The organism is Leptolyngbya sp. PCC 6406, assembly GCF_000332095.2.
Lineage (GTDB): Bacteria > Cyanobacteriota > Cyanobacteriia > Phormidesmidales > Phormidesmidaceae > PCC-6406.
The window spans coordinates 194373-212988 of sequence record NZ_KI913949.1; the positions used below are offsets into that span (position 1 = coordinate 194373).

Annotated in this window: 17 protein-coding genes; 9 read left to right on the forward strand and 8 right to left on the reverse strand. The window is 57.1% G+C overall.

The features are described from left to right. Positions 1-80 precede the first annotated feature (80 nt). Positions 81-380 (reverse strand): hypothetical protein, encoded by a 300-nt coding sequence (locus LEP6406_RS33690; protein WP_051463591.1) that lies wholly within the window; start codon positions 378-380, stop codon positions 81-83. Between the two features lie 9 nt (positions 381-389). On the opposite strand from LEP6406_RS33690, the gene LEP6406_RS33695 reads away from it, so the two are divergent. Then, complete coding sequence (locus LEP6406_RS33695; RefSeq protein WP_008315925.1) at positions 390-581, forward strand: hypothetical protein; 192 nt, start codon at positions 390-392, stop codon at positions 579-581. A 76-nt stretch (positions 582-657) separates the two neighbouring features. Here LEP6406_RS33695 and LEP6406_RS0200910 read toward each other — a convergent pair whose 3' ends face one another. Beyond that, positions 658-2139 carry a polysaccharide deacetylase family protein gene (locus LEP6406_RS0200910; RefSeq protein ID WP_008315923.1) on the reverse strand — a complete coding sequence of 494 codons (1482 nt, stop codon included), beginning with the start codon at positions 2137-2139 and terminating at the stop codon, positions 658-660. 276 nt (positions 2140-2415) lie between these two features. On the opposite strand from LEP6406_RS0200910, the gene LEP6406_RS0200915 reads away from it, so the two are divergent. Further along, positions 2416-3018, forward strand: a complete 603-nt coding sequence (locus tag LEP6406_RS0200915) for a hypothetical protein (protein WP_008315920.1) — start codon at positions 2416-2418, stop codon at positions 3016-3018. 452 nt (positions 3019-3470) lie between these two features. On the opposite strand, the gene LEP6406_RS26120 is transcribed toward LEP6406_RS0200915, so the two are convergent. Then, complete coding sequence (locus LEP6406_RS26120) at positions 3471-3869, reverse strand: hypothetical protein (protein ID WP_008309867.1); 399 nt, start codon at positions 3867-3869, stop codon at positions 3471-3473. 240 nt (positions 3870-4109) lie between these two features. Between LEP6406_RS26120 and mnmG the strand changes: the two genes are divergently transcribed. Beyond that, the gene (mnmG, locus tag LEP6406_RS0200925) at positions 4110-6023 is read left to right on the forward strand and encodes a tRNA uridine-5-carboxymethylaminomethyl(34) synthesis enzyme MnmG (RefSeq protein ID WP_027268727.1); all 1914 of its coding nucleotides are present in this window, start codon (positions 4110-4112) and stop codon (positions 6021-6023) included. A 64-nt stretch (positions 6024-6087) separates the two neighbouring features. On the opposite strand, the gene LEP6406_RS0200930 is transcribed toward mnmG, so the two are convergent. Then, complete coding sequence (locus LEP6406_RS0200930) at positions 6088-6567, reverse strand: hypothetical protein (protein WP_008309869.1); 480 nt, start codon at positions 6565-6567, stop codon at positions 6088-6090. Between the two features lie 514 nt (positions 6568-7081). Between LEP6406_RS0200930 and LEP6406_RS26125 the strand changes: the two genes are divergently transcribed. Both LEP6406_RS26125 and LEP6406_RS26130 read left to right on the forward strand, forming a co-directional pair. Then, positions 7082-9760 (forward strand): PAS domain-containing protein, encoded by a 2679-nt coding sequence (locus LEP6406_RS26125; RefSeq protein ID WP_008309873.1) that lies wholly within the window; start codon positions 7082-7084, stop codon positions 9758-9760. Further along, the gene (locus LEP6406_RS26130) at positions 9753-11528 is read left to right on the forward strand and encodes a putative bifunctional diguanylate cyclase/phosphodiesterase (protein WP_008309875.1); all 1776 of its coding nucleotides are present in this window, start codon (positions 9753-9755) and stop codon (positions 11526-11528) included. The genes LEP6406_RS26125 and LEP6406_RS26130 overlap by 8 nt, the downstream gene beginning before the upstream one ends. 144 nt (positions 11529-11672) lie before the next feature. On the opposite strand, the gene LEP6406_RS0200945 is transcribed toward LEP6406_RS26130, so the two are convergent. After that, the gene (locus tag LEP6406_RS0200945) at positions 11673-12872 is read right to left on the reverse strand and encodes an HhoA/HhoB/HtrA family serine endopeptidase (protein WP_008309876.1); all 1200 of its coding nucleotides are present in this window, start codon (positions 12870-12872) and stop codon (positions 11673-11675) included. 552 nt (positions 12873-13424) lie between these two features. Between LEP6406_RS0200945 and LEP6406_RS0200950 the strand changes: the two genes are divergently transcribed. From LEP6406_RS0200950 to LEP6406_RS0200965, 4 genes are all read left to right on the forward strand, one after another. Next, the gene (locus tag LEP6406_RS0200950; protein WP_155834603.1) at positions 13425-13772 is read left to right on the forward strand and encodes a glutaredoxin family protein; all 348 of its coding nucleotides are present in this window, start codon (positions 13425-13427) and stop codon (positions 13770-13772) included. Between the two features lie 53 nt (positions 13773-13825). After that, the gene (locus tag LEP6406_RS0200955; protein WP_008309880.1) at positions 13826-14215 is read left to right on the forward strand and encodes a metal-sensitive transcriptional regulator; all 390 of its coding nucleotides are present in this window, start codon (positions 13826-13828) and stop codon (positions 14213-14215) included. A gap of 444 nt (positions 14216-14659) precedes the next feature. Further along, a complete protein-coding gene (locus tag LEP6406_RS0200960; protein ID WP_008309882.1) occupies positions 14660-15679 on the forward strand; it encodes a DnaJ C-terminal domain-containing protein in 1020 nt (339 codons plus the stop codon). Positions 15680-15682: 3 nt separating this feature from the next. Next, entirely contained in the window at positions 15683-16642 is a 960-nt protein-coding gene (locus LEP6406_RS0200965; RefSeq protein ID WP_008309884.1) for an SWIM zinc finger family protein, read from the forward strand. 21 nt (positions 16643-16663) lie between these two features. On the opposite strand, the gene LEP6406_RS0200970 is transcribed toward LEP6406_RS0200965, so the two are convergent. The 3 genes from LEP6406_RS0200970 to LEP6406_RS33975 form a co-directional block, all read right to left on the reverse strand. Further along, the gene (locus LEP6406_RS0200970; protein WP_008309886.1) at positions 16664-17440 is read right to left on the reverse strand and encodes a hormogonium polysaccharide biosynthesis protein HpsJ; all 777 of its coding nucleotides are present in this window, start codon (positions 17438-17440) and stop codon (positions 16664-16666) included. Positions 17441-17624: 184 nt separating this feature from the next. Further along, entirely contained in the window at positions 17625-18428 is an 804-nt protein-coding gene (locus LEP6406_RS26135) for a TIGR04283 family arsenosugar biosynthesis glycosyltransferase (protein ID WP_071992181.1), read from the reverse strand. After that, on the reverse strand, positions 18397-18616 hold a 220-nt coding region (locus tag LEP6406_RS33975), incomplete at its 5' end, for a hypothetical protein (protein WP_225886383.1). The genes LEP6406_RS26135 and LEP6406_RS33975, both read right to left, overlap by 32 nt.

The following is an 18616-nucleotide window of genomic DNA, read 5'->3' on the forward strand; positions in this document are numbered from 1 at the left end:
GGCCAGGGGTCAAAGTCTTAGCCACGGCCATTGAACGCTTCTTTTTTGTTAAACAAGGGGCTGCTGCCGTTTCCAAACCCCTACAGGATTAGCTCCCAAAGGGCGAGGGGGACCGATCCGATCCCCCTTCTCCCCCAGGGAGAAGGGCCGGGGATGAGGGGAAGAACTTCGACGACATCATCCTCGAACGCCTCGTCGCCCTCAACGCCCAACGGGCCGAAGAAGAACGCAACGGCCACATCCGCTGGCTCCGCCCCGACTACCAAGCCCCCGACACAGCGCAGCCCACCCAGCAAATCCTGGCTGGCGTCGCCGAACCCGAAGCCACCGTCATTGCCCCCGTCGAGCAACAGAAATTCCCCACCTCCTTCCGAGAGCAACTCTCCGCCGTGCGCGACCTGCTCCGCACCCAAGGCGGCGAATGGACCATCGCCCAAGTCCAAGCCCAATTCAAAAACGCCAGCCGCAAACAAAAAGCCATCCAAGACTGCCTCGACAGCCTGACTGAGTTAGGTGCGATCGCCCTCCACACCGAAGACGGCACCCCCCGCTGGTACATCGCTGACCTTCATCTGGCGTAGGCTGGGTCAAACGAAGTGCGACCCAGCATCAGTACAGGCTTTCTGGGTCACGCTAGCGCTAACCCAGCCTACAAATTCAACCTTGATGCTGCACTAGGGCGGCGAGACCCTGACGGTAGAGGGTTTGGGCGTAGTCGGTCCAGCTTCCCTGACCCCAGTAGCGGAAGCAACTAGTTTCCAGCAACAGGGTGGGGAGTAGGGCGCGGTGGTAGCGGGCGGAGCGGCGATCGCCCAGGTGTTCCGCTGTTTGGTGAAAGCGGGCACTGAGGCGCTGGAGGGGCTGCATGACGTTGTCGTAGCCTGCGACCCAACTGCGATCGCTAGTCCAGGATCCCCCTTCCATTTGAAACCCACCCTCTTGGGATTTCAGGGTTGCGATCGCAGATTTCACCCCTTCCGGTGTCACGATATCGCCAGTTTCCTGCCAGAGACGATGCTGACCCACGGCCTGACAGAGGGGAAAGCCCTCGGGGGTGATGCCCGCCGCCGCCAGCAGTTCCAGATACTCCGTGCCATTGATGCCAACGGTGCCCACCCGGCCACTGCCGTACTGGCGTATTTCATGCCAAGCCCGCTTAAAGGCTCCGGGAAACTCGTTCATCATCACCCCACCATTTTCCCCATCGCTAATCTGACTGACCAGGGGTGGTACGGATTGCGCGCCTAGGGGCAGGGGGCGCAGGGTTTTGGCTTCGGCATAGGGCTGCATCTGACCGATCAGCTTGGTATCAGACCCCTGGGTTTTGATCAGCACTGGAATTTCCAGCACCTCTCCTCGGCTGTTGCGTGCCCGCAGACGGTGGGGCAGGTGGGGCTGGGCGACGCCTGCCCCCGTGAGGGATTCAATCGTATGTTCCTGTACCAGCAGCCAACGATAGCCGCAGTCCAGCAGAGCTTCGACAAAAGCGTAGAGGGTGTCGGGGTGGTTGGGCAGGTGCATTTCTGGGGGCGAAAAACCCTTCACCCGCGCCAGGGCATCAAGACCAAAGATGGCGGCGAACTGGTGCTGCCACGCCCGCATCTGCAAGATCAAGTCAGGGATAGGGGTGGAGGGTACAACAGCATGACCCCAGAGGGTGCCCAGCCATTCCACATAGGGTTGGTAGGTACGATCGCAGGTGATTTGCCGCAGCTTGTCGAGAATGTCATTCCGCCCCATCTGCTGAAAGCCCCACAGCAGGGTGCCGGAGTAGTCCAGCATGACGCGGGGATTGCAGCCCTGTTCCACCAATTCGGGAATAAAGTCCCCCAGGCGGGCGTAGCAATAGGCAAAGGGACCCGCGTTGTGATTGTCCCCGTCATAGGGATGCTCGAACATGTACTGGAGATGGTTGATCAGTTGCCCGTCTGGTCCAGCGGGGATCGTTGGCTGGTGCATATGCAGCGCGATCGCAAAACCCGCCGAGATATCCCTCAGCCGTAGGTTCGTGCGATCTAGAAACACAGGGTCTGGACGTTGGGTGGCCGTATCGATGGCCGTTTCCCAGCCCGCCAGAGGAGGCATTCCCTCAATAGATTCGGGCACAGTCTCGACGAAGGGGGATGCAGCGACAACCATAGGACTTTTGCTTCTCTGCCGATAGGTTCAGGGCGAACTTCCTTCAGTGTCGCACCGCGCTCCAATAATTTACCTATCCCTATAGGATTTATAAATTTTGTTTAACTTACATGACCCATGATCTCCCCTCCCCCATGATCTCCCCTTCCAACTGCTTCATCACCCCTGGGCGCAGGGCGACCCCCCAGGATTTAGGGCTGCATACGGGAAAAACTCCGAGACCGTCCCCAGGATTTTGAGCTAAGGTATGGGCAAAATCTGCGCAGAGGTCTTCCCATGGGTAGTCGGTTTCGCCCTGGGCTGGTGATAGCCCTAGCCGCGATCGCGCTGGCATTAACCCTTGGGTTAGCCCAGGCCCAAGTGCGTCCAGCGGTACCGGGAGATCGCCCACCGACTCTGGTGAATGTGCTACGCACCAGAGCAGTGGAAACCCGCCCCGACGCCACAGGCTTTTCCCTCTGGCCCGCTGGCCCGAACCTACGCCATGAGGTGTGGTATCGCATTGTCGGGGGCGACGCCCTATTTGATCAGCGCCTGCGGGTCTTTAAGGAAAACGCGCCCCCCCGCCCCATCAATGAACTGCCGCCCCCATCGCAACAGGTAGACGAAATCTACAGCAATGAGGCAACGGGGTGGCGCTATCTAGGTTTTGAGAGCCGCTTTTTTACCTACTACTTTGCGGGGGACCATCGCCGCCCAGACAATGGCGGGTGGAGCCTAGCCTACGGGGCCGAAGCCTACCGCGCCGTCTACGAAAACGGCGACCTCTACGACATTCGCTTTGAAGATCAAACCGCCCTAGACGACTACAACGATCTTGAAATTGAGGTGATCATGATCCGCCGCCACCGTTTTCCAGGGTTGCCGCTGTCGCGCTAAGGAACGTGCAATTCAATAACACCCACGAGCCCACCACAACGGGTCACCGGGCCACAAGGGCAACCATCCTATGCCCTCTGGGCAGGCTCCGCCCTAGCGTTAGCCTTAGCGTAGCCATGCCGGAGGCTATTGCCCGAAGGGCTATACGACTCCGTTGCTCCTGCGGAGCCGCTACGCGAACAGGACAGGCAAGGGATTGCCCCTACGGAACACAGAGGAGGCAGAGCCTCCAACAGAGGTACCCAGGCAGAGCCAGGGCACCAGAAACACCCCCCAACACCATTGGGCGCGGAAACCGCTCCCCTACGGGAGATTCTCAAAACTCAAAACTCAAAACTCAAAACTCAAAACTCAAAACTCAAAACTCAAAACTCAAAACTCAAAACTTTCTGTCCCCATCACCCCTAAGCCCTTCGGGCAGGCTTCGCCAACACCCCATCACCCCATCACCCCTAACCCTTCCCATACAGGGCTTTGACACTATCTCGGGACAGGACAATCAAGGTAAAGACCCCCAGCGCTGTTCCCAAAGGAACGGAGAGGCACTCAATACAGGCCACGATGAAGCTCAGCCAATAGCGACGATGTTTGGCCAACCCCCTTGCGGATAGGAGGGTGAGGATACCAATAACCACCCCCCACAGCAGAAACAGCGCCCCCATGCCCACAAACATCCAGCCGTAGAGTAAGGCGGAAAAGGGCTCCCCATTCTCAAAGGTCTCCGGGGAATGGAGGGCAAACAGTCCAATCCCGATGTAGGGCAAGGCCAAGAGACTGGTCGCAAAGGTGATGCCCCCCATGACGTAGTGGAGGGTAGATAGCAGTTTGAGGTTTTGGCGATCGTCACTCACGGAAGGTAGGGGATCACAGCCCGATGAAGGATGTTCCTATGGTGGCTCAGGGTTTCCCAGACCGCCTCGGTGTTCCCAAATCTTATCGGTCAGAGGACATCAAGCAACAACGTTCACGGTGACCTCAACCCCTTCACGATTCTCCTAACACCAGCCGTTAAGATTGGAAGACGGTGGGTTTGAGCCCCTTCTAAATTTGCCTCAATTCAATTTGCCTCAATGGGCCTCAATGGGTTAGATATGGCGGCGCTGGGTGACCTGGAATTTTTAGACGAATTTGATGTCGTAGTGGTCGGCGGCGGTCACTCTGGCTGTGAGGCGGCGCTGGCCTCGGCGCGGCTGGGCTGCCGCACCCTGATGATCACGCTGAACCTGGACAAGATTGCGTGGCAGCCCTGTAATCCGGCGGTGGGGGGGCCAGCAAAATCTCAGTTGGCCCACGAGGTAGACGCCTTGGGGGGGGAGATCGGCAAGGTTAGCGATCGCACTTATTTGCAAAAACGGGTGCTGAACAGTTCCCGAGGTCCAGCGGTCTGGGCACTGCGGGCGCAAACAGACAAACGCGAATACGCCGCCGTGATGAAGACCATCGTAGAAAACCAGGAGAATTTGGTCATCCGCGAGGGGATGGTCACGGATCTGGTGCTGGGGAAAAACGACGACGTGGTGGGGGTGGAAACCTACTTCGGCGTCGCCTTCCGCTGCAAAGCGGTGATCTTGACCACGGGCACCTTTCTCGGCGGCATCATCTGGGTGGGCAACAAGTCCATGCCCGCTGGACGGGCGGGAGAGTTTGCCGCTACGGGGCTGACGGAGACCCTAAATCGTCTGGGCTTTGAAACCGGACGCTTGAAAACGGGTACTCCGGCGCGGGTGGACCGTCGCTCCATTAACTTTTCTGGCCTGGAACCTCAGCCAGGAGACGCAGGCGATCGCTGGTTTAGCTTCGACCCCGAGGCGTGGGTAGAGCGAGAGCAAATGCCCTGCCACATCACCCGCACTACGGCGGAAACCCACCGCCTGATTCGGGAAAATCTGCACCTGTCCCCGGTGTACGGCGGTTGGGTGGATGCCAAGGGGCCGCGCTATTGCCCCAGCATTGAGGACAAGATTGTGCGCTTTGCCGATAAGGAAAGCCACCAGATCTTCCTGGAGCCAGAAGGGCGCGAGATTCCCGAAATCTATGTGCAGGGGTTCTCCACCGGGTTGCCGGAGCAACTGCAATTGGCGATGTTGCGATCGCTGCCCGGATTGGAGCAGTGCGCTATGCTGCGCCCCGCCTATGCGGTGGAATACGACTACCTCCCCGCGACCCAGTGCTACCCAACAATGATGACCAAGCGGGTAGCGGGGCTATTTTGCGCGGGGCAAATCAATGGCACCACGGGCTACGAGGAAGCCGCTGCCCAAGGCATTGTGGCGGGTATCAATGCCGCCCGTCTCGCCCAGGGTCGCAGCGCGGTGGTGCTGCCTCGGGAGGGGAGCTACATTGGCACCCTCTTGGATGACCTCTGTACCAAAGATCTACGGGAACCCTACCGGATGCTTACGTCCCGGTCGGAATATCGGCTGCTGTTGCGGTCGGACAATGCGGACCAGCGACTGACTCCCCTGGGGCGAGACCTGGGGCTGATCTGCGATCGCAGATGGCACTTGTTCCAGCACAAGCAGGCCCAGATCGTGGCGGAAAAGGAACGGCTCCACGAAACCCGCCTCAAGGAGAACGACCCCATCGGCCAACACATTGCAGCGGATACGGGCCAGCGCATCAAGGGTTCCATTACCCTGGCGGATCTGCTGCGCCGTCCCGGCTTCCATTACCCAGATCTAGTCCGCTATGGCCTAGGCAATGGGGTCTTAGACCGAGCAGAGCAGGAAGGGGCGGAAATCGACATCAAATACTCGGGCTACATCCACCGCCAGCAGGCCCAGATCGATCAGATCAGCCGCAACACCAACCGCAAACTGCCGGAGGATCTGGACTATCGCACCATTGAAACCCTCTCGAAGGAGGCCCGCGAAAAGCTAACCCAGATTCGCCCCCTCACGGTGGGTCAAGCCTCTCGCATCGGCGGCGTCAACCCCGCCGATGTCAATGCCCTGCTGATCTACCTGGAAACCCAATCCCGTCGCCAACGTACCCCAGTACCATAATTAGCGACAGTCTTGAACTCATGCAACTCCATAGCCTGTCTGTGGACATTTGCAGTACAGAAGTTTAGAACGCGGGATCGTGTTCATAGTCGATACATTCGCCGTCTTGCCAAATTCGCTCACTAGCTTCGCAGTTTTCCTGGTTCTCCTTAAAAGGAATGCCGGCAGGGTAGGGATTTTGACGGGCGAGGCTGCGCCAGTCGAGTTGAGCCAGCAAAATGACGGCCAGTACTGCTAGCATCCCCATGCCTGTGATGGTACAGAGAACAATCAGGTTGCCAGGGGTCCAGAGGGGGGTGATAGCTTGGGCTTTACGGAGGCGATCGGGGGAGCGGCGTTCTTCTCCCGCTACGACAACGATATAAAACCGTTTCCAAATAAAGGGGATGGATAGGCGAAGATCCACCGGGTGGCGTTGCCAACGGCGATTTTCCAGAGCTTTTTCCATGGCCTCCAGTTGTGACCCGGTAAAGGTTGCGGTCACGTGGGGCGACATCTTTTCGAGAAAGTCATCCAGGGCGGGGTGGGGGTGAGAAGCACTCATCCGGCTTTGTTACTCTCCTAAATTGGGGCGACACTGTGATCTACTGCGATCTCAAGGATTCCCTGGTTGGGGAAGACAGCACCTCCGGTTGTAAACACAAGAGGTTGTAAACACAAGAGGTTGTAAACACAACAAGTACTGCATATGGCAACCCTGCATGAACTTTGAGGAAGCATCCTCGTGTTTTTTTCCTGGTGGAGACACGGCGCGAACGCTCCTCAACCTACGCTACGACGTTCTTTGGAAATCAAATAGGATTGCTTGCCACAGGGCAATCGTTACTTCACTGTTCCCATTCCCCCCGACCTGTGAACCAGGGATCAAGGGTTGTAGCGGTTTAGCTGGGGGGAGAGTGAATCATGACAGTGAATCATGACATCGTTGCTGTTAGACCTAGGGCTGAGTCTTTATGGAGAGCAACAAGGGAGCAACTGAATTAGAATTGGAACCACTGGTGGACCCTCTAATACAGGCTATTGCCTCTTCAATGCCAGGTTTTTGGAGTTCCCTAACCATGGCTTCCTTTCATGCTCAAGAGCGTCCGGACCGTCCCCTTGATTCTATTGATTCCGTAATGAGCCCTTTGTCAGGGCAACTCGGGGAAGCGTGGTTTGCTGATCCCATTGTGATGGATCAGACGGTTTTGGTGAAAACCGCGATCGCAGCGATGGCCGCCGCCAGTATAGCGAATGACAGCGCACCGAAGGATGGAAGTGCGCTGGCCCGCAAGGGTCAGTCTAGTCCCTCCGGGGTGGCTACGCCCATGGCCATCGCACCGGCAGGCCAAGCAGTGAGTATGGCCCGAGAGCGGTCCAGTTGTGTGCTCGTGACGGCAGGCCATGTTCCCGTTGGTACCTTCAGTACCCAAGACCTACTGCGCTGGAGCCTGACCCAGGATCCTTGGCAGAATCTGCCCTTGCAGACAGTGATGACTCCCCTAACTTCGCCCCCCCCCCGACTGGAAGATCTGGACATTATCGAGGTGTTAGGGAGAATGCAAACCCAGAACACCCCCTATCTGCCCCTTGTCGATGGCAGCGGGTCAGTAGTGGGACTACTGAGCCAGATCACTCTGCAACACCGATGGCAAGCGATGCAAGCCGCTCAGTCTTTCCAACAATTCACCGCAGATCTAGCAGCACGGGTCATTCAGCAAACCCGCGCCCTCCAGGACAGTAACGCCCCTCACCGGGGCGGGACGGAACAATCCGCAGCGGATCAGATTCTTCAGGCCAAAATCATGGCAATGGATCGCTTCTTCTCAGTGGCCCTAGACCTGCTTTGCATCATTGATCAGGAGGGCCATTTTCGCCGTCTGAATCAAGCCTGGGAAGAAGCCTTAGGCTATCCCCTGGAGGGCTTGCTGGGCTCCCCCGCCCTTGATTGGGTTCACCCCGAAGACTTAGCTATTACCCAATCGGCCCTAGCGGAACTGCTCCAAGACCAAGACCTGACGGTATTTATCAATCGCTATCGCTGCCAAGACGGTACCTACCGTTGGCTGGAATGGCGGGCGACCCTGACGGATGGGCTGATCTACGCCGCCGCGCGGGATGTTACCCAGAACAAAGAAGCAGAGCAGGAACTCCTACGGAAAACAGCCCACTTGGCCACGGCCCAGCGCATTGCCAACATTGGTAGCGGCGAACTAGACCCGGCGACGGGCCAGACCCACCTCTCTGAGGAAGCCTTTCGTATGTACGGTCTAGATTCAGCCCAGGGTTCCCCCACCTTTGAGCAACTGCTGCAACTCACCTATCCCGAGGATCTCAAAGTCCTAACCCAGCAATTCCACCAGAGCATTAGTACGGGACACAATATCAATGTGCAATATCGCATTCAGCATCCCACCAAGGGGGTGCGCTATATCCAAGCCTATGGGGAGCCAATCTTTGACCACCTGGGTCAGATCCAGCGGTATGTGGGCACCGCTCTAGACATTACGGAACGTAGACAGGCGGAGATCCAGCTCCGCCGTATCAACACCAAGGTTCTTGAGGCGGCTCGTCTCAAGGATGAGTTTTTGGCCAATATGAGCCACGAACTGCGGACACCCCTGAATGCGGTGCTGGGCATGGCTGAAGCCCTCCAGGAAGAGATCTACGGCTCCCTCACCCCAGCCCAAGCTAAATCCCTTGCCACCATTGAGCGCAGCGGTCGTCACCTGTTGGACCTGATTAATGACATTTTGGATCTCTCGAAAATTGGGGCGGGCAAACTCGACCTCAACCGGGAGGACGTGGCGGTGAGTAGTCTCTGTGAGAGCAGTCTGGCCTTAGTGCAGCCCATTGCCAATACCAAGGGCATTCGCCTCCGACCCCCTAGTCTGGCAGGTATTCCCCGTTTTATTCAGGTCGATGAGCGGCGGATGCAGCAGGTGTTGGTCAATCTCTTAGGCAACGCGGTGAAATTTACGGAGACGGGGGGCGAGGTGAGCCTCCAGGTGACCTGTGAGGCGGGGCCGACGAATCCGTTCCCCACCATAACCTTTGCTGTGATCGATACCGGCATTGGTATCGCCACAGAGGATTTGGGTAAGCTCTTTGAACCCTTCACCCAAATCGATAGCCAATTTAACCGTCGTCAGGAGGGTACGGGGCTGGGGCTAGCCCTAGTGGAGCGCCTAGTGCAACTCCATGGTGGGGATGTGTTGGTGAACAGTACCCTCGATCAGGGCAGTTGTTTTGCCGTTCGGCTGCCCTATCGCCCTAGTGCTGAACCCATTCAGCAGACCGGCTCGCCTGCTCCATCCTTGCCCGTAAGGCCCCTGGAGCGGAGTGGTGATGATCGCCCCTTGGTGTTACTAGCGGAAGATAATGACGCTAACGCCGAGACGATCACGGAGTATTTGACGGCGAAGGGCTATCGTCTGGTGCGGGTGACCAATGGTCGCGACGCGGTGGCGCAGGCGACGGCCCAATGTCCCGATGTGATTGTGATGGATGTGGAAATGCCAGAAATGGATGGCTTGGAGGCAATTCGTCAGATTCGCCACAATCCTGAACTAGGGGAGGTGCCGATTATTGTCCTCACTGCCCTAGTGATGCCGGGGGATGAGGCTCGGTGTCTGGCGATGGGGGCCAATGTCTATTTGCCCAAGCCTCTACGGCTCAAGCAGCTGACTGCAACTCTAGAGGCTGCGATAGCCAAAGGCCGGTCAAAGACCATCTCGACTAGGGGAGTCCATGGCTGAGTCCGTACAAATTTTGGTGGTTGATGATGAGTCGGATAATTTTGATGTCCTAGAAGCCCTGTTGGCAGATGAGGACTACGACCTACACTACGCCGCTAGTGGCCTCCGCGCCCTAGAACGGCTCAAAACCCTGAACCCCGACGTGATTGTTTTAGATCTGATGATGCCGGGGATTGACGGCATCCAGGTCTGTCGGCAAATTCGTGCCAATCCCCCCTGGCAGGCGATTCCCATCATTGTGGTGACGGCCCTGACGGCCCAGGAGGATCTGGCCGCTAGTCTTGATGCCGGGGCCAACGACTATCTCACCAAGCCCGTGAACCGCATTGAGCTGAAGGCGCGACTGCGATCGCTGGTGCGCCTCAACCATCAGCAGCGGCAAATTCAGCACCTCAACCAGCAACTGACCGATTTCAATACCCTGCTGGAAAAACGGGTCAAGGCTCGCACCAAGCGCCTGGAGCAGATGATCAACTACGATGCCTTAACGAAGTTGCCCAGTAAGGCATTTTTGCTGGCGGCTATTGCCCCCGAGATCGCGACGGCCACCCCGGCGCTACCCTGTGCCCTGGTGTATCTCAACTGCGACCAGTTCCACCTAATTAACGATTCCCTCGGCTACGAAGTGGGGGATCAACTACTCCGGGCTATTGTCCAACGGCTGAAAACCTTCCTCAGTCGCGACATTGTCTTGGCGCGAGTGGGGGGAGATGAATTTTGCTATCTGCTGCCCCACGTCCAAGGTGAAACAGCGGTCATCGCCTTTGCCCAGGCAGTTATCGATAGCTTTCAGCAACCCTATGTGCTGACCACAAACTACAGTCGCTATGTAACGATCTGCGCTGGTATTACCCTAGCTCAAGACGCCCAAACGACCCCTCAAGAACTGCTGCGACAGGCGAATACAGCCCTCTGCCGCGCTAAAGGGCGGGGCCATGGCCATGTTCAGGTGTTTGAGAGGCAAATGCACCAGATGGCGCGCCAACGCCTCAAGTTGGAATCCGATATGATGCAGGCCCTAGAGCGCCAGGAGTTTCTGGTGCATTACCAACCCATCATTAACCTGAAAACGAATCGGATCTCAGGCTTTGAAGCGCTGGTGCGCTGGCAGCATCCAGAAGGGGGCATGGTGTCGCCAGGGGAGTTTATTCCCTGTGCAGAAGAAACAGGGCTGATTGTCCCCATCGGCATATTGGTATTGGAGCGAGCCTGCTACCAACTCCAGATCTGGCAGCAGGAGGCCCCGACTCTATTTGCCAGTGTTAACCTCTCGGTGCGCCAGTTCACCCACCCCACCCTGTTGGAGGACATCTATCGCGTCTTAGAGCAAACCCAGGTAGATCCCCGTCGTCTCAAGCTGGAGATTACCGAAAGTGCCATTGTAGATAAGCCCCAGGTGGCCATTGCCCTCACCGAAGAATTGCGATCGCACCAGATCCAGCTCAGCATTGACGACTTTGGCACCGGCTACTCCTCCCTAAGCTACCTGAACCAGTTTCCCGTCGATACCCTCAAGATCGACCAGTCCTTTATTCGAGCGATGCTCAACAGCACCCGCAACACCAAACTGGTGCGCTCCATTCTCAAACTGGGGCAGGCCCTCGGCATGTCGATTGTGGCAGAGGGCATCGAGACAGAGGAGCAGCTCAGGCAACTACAGGACTGGGGATGTGAGTATGGCCAGGGCTACTTTTTAGGCCGGCCCCTAGACCCCAAAGAGATTGCCCCCCTGTTACAAGCCCAAGTCACCGTCCCCGACCCCAGCTAGTTCTCTAGTGTTCAGTCAATCCTAAATTTGTAGGTTGGGTGCAGCGCTAGCGGAACCCAACAAGGCTTACTACTGTTGGGTGACCCTTCGTTGCACCCAACCTACGAGTACCCAAATCTTTAGTCTTGACGCTGCACTAGGGCGCTAATCCTCACTGTGGAGTTCGGCGGTGTTGACGCGGAGCTGCTGGGTTTGGTCTCCCCGCTTTACCGTCAGCCGCAGGGTTTGGCCTACCCGACTATTTTCCACCAGGGTTTGCAGAGCGTCAGCAGAAGCCACTGGCTGATCATCCACCCGAATAATCACATCCCCCCGCCGTAGGCCCGCCATTGCAGCAGGCGTATCGGGTACCACCCGCACCACCAGCGCCCCAGTGACCTCCGGCAGCATCATGCCTGCATTGGGATCCTCGTTGCTGCGCTGGGCAATGTCGGGGGTGAGTGAAGCAATTTGCACGCCTAGGTAGGGGTGGGCAATGGCCTCGCCCCGTGCCAACTGATCCTTAATTTCCTTAGCCTTATTGATGGGAATGGCAAAGCCAATCCCCATGGCATCGGCCCGGATAGCGGTATTGATACCAATCACCTCTCCAGCCTGATTCAACAAGGGGCCGCCGGAGTTGCCGGGGTTGATGGCAGCGTCGGTTTGGATGAACTCCAGACGCTTGTCCGGAATACCCACAGCAGCACTAGAGCGCTTGAGGGTACTGATGATCCCCAAGGTAACGGTATTGTCCAACCCGAGGGGATTGCCCACCGCGATCGCCCAATCCCCCACCTGCACCCCATCGGAGTTTCCTAGGGGAGCAATGGGGAGGGCCTCGTCCGCCGCATCAATTTTGATCACCGCCAAGTCCGTGACCTCATCAACCCCTTCCACAGTGCCCTCAAAGGTGCGGCCATCCTTCAGGGTCACCGTGACCCGATCTGCACCATTCACCACATGGGCATTGGTGAGAATGTCTCCCTCGGGGGTGGTGATAAAGCCAGAACCCTGACCCCGGAGCAGTTCCTGCTGGGGAGTGCGGGGAAAGCCATCGGGTCCGCCAAAAAAGCCTCGAAAAAACGGATCGTTGAACAGGGGATCCAGATTTTCTCGGACAACAGTTTTCTCGGTATCGATGCGGACCACCGCAGGACCAACCTGCTGTACGGCTACCGCCACAAAGCTCTGAGCAGGTACAAGGGCAGCAGCAGGTTCCGAGGGCGTCGGTGCAGTGTCCTGTGCCCAAGCAGGGGCAAGCCCGTTGGTGAACACCAAGACGACCAGCAGAATCCCCAGCAAGAGTTGCCTCAGTAGGGGCTGCCAGAGTCCATATCCGGAGATGAGTTTGCTTATCACCATGCTTTACTCCCAATGCCTTGCTCAAATGCCTTGATCTAAAGTCCCCCCACCCCATTCACTGCATCGATTCCCATGGGGGAGGCGGGCAATATTGCCAATACGCCCATACTGACCCAAAGTGTCTGGCTAGTATAGGGAGGGATGTCCCCCGTGAAGGGGGCGTAGTTCCCGAATCTTGACTCACAAGCCACCGTAAGTCACCGCCCAAAACCGATGCCCTATTTGCCCTATTCTTCCCTACACGCCCCCAGCACCGGAGGGCAAAACTCCACCCCAGTCCACTGCCCCAATATCGGTCACCCCCCCACCGGGCAGCCACCCTACGGCTTCGTTGCTCCTGCGGAGCCGCTACGCGAACAGGACAGGCAAAGGATTGCCCCTACAAGACATTCAATTCAAAACTCAAAACTTAAAACTCAAAACTCAAAATTCCTAAAATCTGTCCCCTGTCCCCTGCCACCTGTCACCTCCCACCCCCCATCACCCGTTCCCCCGGTCACCTTTAGGGATAAAGTGCGCCCTATCCACCTCGCTCTCGGTGGCCTAGTGCTCATGGGCATTGTACTTGGCGGCTGTAGCACCCTCTTCCCCACTGCCACCAACGGCGAAAAATCCTACGAGCACAAATTAACTGAGCACCTGATCCAAGAAGGTGTCACCATGTATGGAGCCTTCTGGTGCCCCCACTGTGAGGCCCAAAAGGAACTCTTTGGCCCAGCCCTAGACAGCGTCCCCTATGTGGAATGTGATCCCGGTGGGGAGTCTCCCCAGCCCCAGCTTTGCCAAGATAAGGGCATTCAAGGCTATCCCACCTGGGAAATTGACGGCGAATTCCATCCCGGTGTCCGTTCCCTAGAGGAGCTCGCAACCCTGACTGGTTTTCCTCTTCCCACCCCTTAGAGCACCTTCCGTCGGCACGTACATATCCCATCCACCCCCTTCTCTCTGGCCGCATGACCATTATCAACCCCTCCTCCCTCAACCGTTCTGACCAAGCTGATGGTGATGTGCCCTTGGCTCCGGTTCCCCATTCCCATCCATCGGACGCGGATCATGGCAATGCCCACCCCCACGTCCATGATCCTGAGTCACTGCGGCGCATTTTGAACCGTCTGGCTCGCATTGAGGGTCACATTCGCGGTATCAAAACGATGGTGAACGAGAGCCGTCCCTGCCCCGATGTCTTGGTCCAGATTGCAGCTGTACGGGGGGCGTTGGACCGGGTAGCGCGCCTGATTTTAGATGAGCATCTGACGGAGTGCATTGGTCGGGCGGCGGGGGCGGGTAATATCGAGGCGGAGATTGAGGAGTTGAAAATGGCTCTCGATCGCATCCTGCCCTAGTGTTCCTTCAGGACAATGTTGACGGGTCGAAGACCCTCAAAATTTAACCCCCACTAAATTCCAGGATTTCAGTCATCCGTCAACCCTGAATTGACTGAGCACTAGGGGCCTATCCGACAGAGGCAGTTGGAAAATAGGGCAATCCCTGGGCGAGAGAACCGAACCTCGCTTTCTTCTAGGCTCTGATAGCCTAGAGCGTGTGGATAATTAACGGGGAAAATGCTTGCGGGGTAGACATGACCACGCCCGCCCTACTGCATCAAGCTAGGGGCTGTAACCGCCCCATAACCAGGAATCTGGCTTTGATTGTCCACAGCCCCTAGTTCTATTAATTTGGTAAGGAATGGGGAGCGCAATCGCACGACTTCATGGACGGGGAAGCCCCCATCCTTTAGTCTGGTACCGCTCACCTAGTAATGCTCACTTGGTCTTAGGAGGTCATCCATGGCAGCGACTGACTTCAAGGATTACTACTCGGTACTCGGAGTCAGTAAGACAGCTAGTGCTGATGAAATTAAGCGGGCCTTTCGCAAGCTGGCTCGTAAATATCACCCCGATGTCAATCCGGGGGATAGCACTGCTGAGGCCAAGTTCAAGGAAGTCAGCGAAGCCTACGAAGTCCTCTCAGATACGGAGAAGCGCCAAAAATACGACCAGTTTGGCCGCTACTGGCAGCAGGCGAGTCGTAATGGCAGCAGTAGTTATGCTAACCCGGCGGATTTTGACGGGTTTGACTTTAACAACTACGGCAGCTTCGATGAATTTATCAACGAACTGCTAGGGCGTTTTGGCTCTGGCTTTGGGGGTCCGGGCGGACCCGGTGCTCCCGGTAGTGCGGGCGGTCCTGGTAATTACACTTACCGCACAGCCCCCCGGAGCGGCGGCTTTGGCTTTGACACCGGAGCCCCGCCTGGAGCCAGTGGCCAATCCTTTGACCAAGAGGCCAGCATTTCCCTCAGTCTCAGCGAAGCCTTCAAAGGCACCCAAAAGCGCCTGAAAATCGGCAGTAATGAGGTGGAGGTCCGCATTCCCCCCGGTGCCAAGCAGGGCACCAAGGTGCGGCTGCGGGGTCAAGGTCAGATGAATCCCTACACTCGACAGCGGGGAGATATCTATCTGGTGGTGAACCTGTCTGCTCACCCGGTTTTTCAGTTGGAGGGGGAGACCCTGGTGTGTGAGGTGCCCATCACCCCCGATGAGTCGGTGCTGGGAGGGAAGATTACGGTGCCGACTCCTGACGGCAGCGTCACGATGAATTTGCCCCCTGGGGTCAAGTCTGGACAGTCACTCCGGCTCCGAGGCAAGGGCTGGCCCAGTCCCAAGGGGGCTCGGGGCGACCAGCTTGTGCGGGTGGTGATCACCCCGCCCAAGTCCCTCAATGATCAGGAAAAGGCTCTATACGAACAAATTCGTGATCAGCGCACCACCGATCCCCGTAGCCACCTCAACCTAGTGCAGCTCTAGCCCATGACCAGTTACCAAACTCCCGCTGACTATGAACTAGAGCAGGAAGCCTGGTGGGTTCAGCGCTGGGTAGACCTGCTGAATCAATATCGGTTCAAAAAGCGTTTGGAGCGGGGGCGGCGCTATGCCCGAGAGGGTAATATTCTGGACCTTCAGTATAAAAACTCGAAGGTGGTGGCTCTAGTTCAGGGCACGGCTCCTGAGCCCTACCAACTCTCGATCTGGCTAGATGCTTTTGCTGATGAGGACTGGGACTATGTCATTGACACCCTGTCTCAGCAGGCGATTTTCTCGGCCCAATTACTGGCGGGGGATATGCCGTCGGACATTGAGGCGGTCTTTACTCGCAATGGCTTGAGTCTGTTTCCCTTTACCCTGTCTGATGTTCATTCTCGCTGTAGCTGTCCGGATCCCAAGAATCCCTGTAAGCATATTGCGGCGGTGTACTACCAGTTGGGGGACTTTTTTCGGGAAGATCCCTTTGTTCTATTTCAATTGCGGGGACGCAGTCGGGACCAGATTCTAGAAGCCCTGAGGCAAAAGCGACAGCAGCAGATGGCGGGTGCTCAGACGGATGATGGTGCTGGTAGGGGTTCTCAGGAGGAGGAGATCACATCTCGGACCGTCTCCCCAGAGGGTAAGTTAAGTGAACCGGCTGAAGGCATTTCAAAAACAGGGGAAATGGCAGCTTTGCCCCAGATTCAGGAAGCGTCGGGAGGTGCGATGGCTCCTTTGGGCCGGTCTCTGACCAGCGCAATAGATCGTTTTTGGACCTACGATCGCCCCCTCGACTCCTCTCTAGTGGTTATTACCCCCAGCGGTGACACCGCGCTAGAGGTGCTCAACCCCATTCCCCTCCCGGCCAATGATGCTCGCGTAGTAACCGCCTACCTCCGAGATATCTACCAAGCCGTGGGTCAGCGGGCTGCCATGACCGCCCTCAATCCCCAAGCGGAAGATTGAGGGGGCTTGTTTGAGCGGGCGTTAACGGCTAGCCGACATCAGGCGGCGGAGGCCCGTCCAGCCGATTACCACGTAACCAATCGCTAACAGCAGTCCGCCTGTAGCCACCCGAATGGCTGACTTTGTGGCTTCCCGCCGTACCTGCTGATCCGCCGCCTCTCGCCGGGTTCCAATTTCCGTTTGAATACGCTGTTGTGCCTCCTGAGCACGCTGATTTAGAAACTGATCTAGCGCTTCAGGATTGCCTTGGAACTGGCGTACTTCCTCTGGCAGTTGGCCGGTTTGAATCGCCTGTTGCAGCAATTCATCATCCTGAAACAGGAGATTGAGCTGGTCGCGTTGCTGAGACAACTCCCCGGCTAAGCGTTGCTCTAGTTGACTGGTGGCCTCTCCCGCCTCACGGCTGACTTGGGCGAGGGCTTCCTGACTTGTGGTGCGCACATTAAAAACGTGGGTGACCACAATAATGAGAAAAATGATGCCTAGTAGGCTAGACAGCGAACACACCAGAAACCGTAGGTCAAGGAGCAAATTGCTCCTGCGACCACCGCTGCCCGCCATCCGCTCCACCCAAAGTCCTGTCAGCAACAGCGCAATCCCGACAAGGGGAACAATGCCCCGATCTACTAGTTGGGTGGTTAAGCCCAGTAACCACTGGGGGTTGAGGAAATCTGGGGGCAATAGAAGGACGAAATAATCGATAATCGCGGAGATGATGGCGACTAAGCCCACGATTTTGAGGGAAATCGCAGCTAGGGGGGAAGCGGCGGGGCCAGTCATGGGATTGTCAGCGGTCATATGGGCCTGCTCGGGACACTACAGTTCTCCATTCTGCCCCGTGATCTGTAGAAATGGTCACAGCACCGTGCAAAAACTGGATGAATCTTCCGATGGAGGGTTAGGGATTGGGGGTTGGGGTGATGTTGTAGGAGCTGATACCTCCCCGTGAAGATCCTATCTGCCCACAAGCTCGACTTGAGGTTTAACCCCTGGCCTGACTGGAAGTTTGGGGATCCATGACTGAATTGGGCATCGGGGGCGGCGACGAGGCCACTGGGGGGCCATGTTCAGGGCCGTAGGCAACATTGATCTGGCTCTGGCGCTCATACAGGCGGTTCATGGCCTCTGGCGATTGGCCTAGGTGGTACATCAGCTTGAGTTGCTGATTCAGCCATGCCTGCCGATAGACTCCCCGTTGGCGAAAGCGGCGGGCGGAGGTGGTGACGGTGCCGGGTAGGAGTATGGGGGGGCCAAATTGCTGAAGCTTTTGGCTGAGGGCGGTGTCTTCAAAGATATCCATATCGGGGACACCGCCAATGCTCTGCAACAGGTCGCGGCGAGCAAAGATGCAATGGTCTAGATACAAAATTTGGCCCCACCGCGATCGCACTTGATTGGAATACCACGAGGTAAAGCGCAGTAGCCTATGATCCCAATCGAACTGATGGTGGAACCCGCCCCAGGCGACTTGGGGATCCGCGATCGCAGTTTCGATCTGAGCCAGAGCAGTTTCCGGGGGCAGTAGGGTAGCCGGGTGATGCAGCAAAACCGCCCGTCCCTGGCTAACTGCAATACCGACAGAAAGCCGCTGGGCGCGGTTACGGACATCAGCCTCAATTACCGTGACTCCGGGCCAGTCGTGGAGCACTGCGGCAGTATCATCCCGACTGGGGCTAACCACCGCAATCACCTCCTTCTCTCCTACCTGGGCGTCTAGGTTGGCGAGGATGTAGGGCAGATAACCATGGCGTAGCTCATTCAAGCAGGGCAAGATGATGGAGAGCACGGGGGGTGTGGGGGTGATGGGGTGGGGGAGTGATGGGGTTTTTGAGTTTTGAGTTTTGAATTAAATATCCCGTAGGGTGCATTCGCGAAGCAAAGATGCCGCGCCAGATGCAGGGTTTTGGGGTAGGGGCGCGGTTTCCGCGCCCAATGCAGGGGGTGACAGGAATTTTGAGTTTTGAATTTTGAATT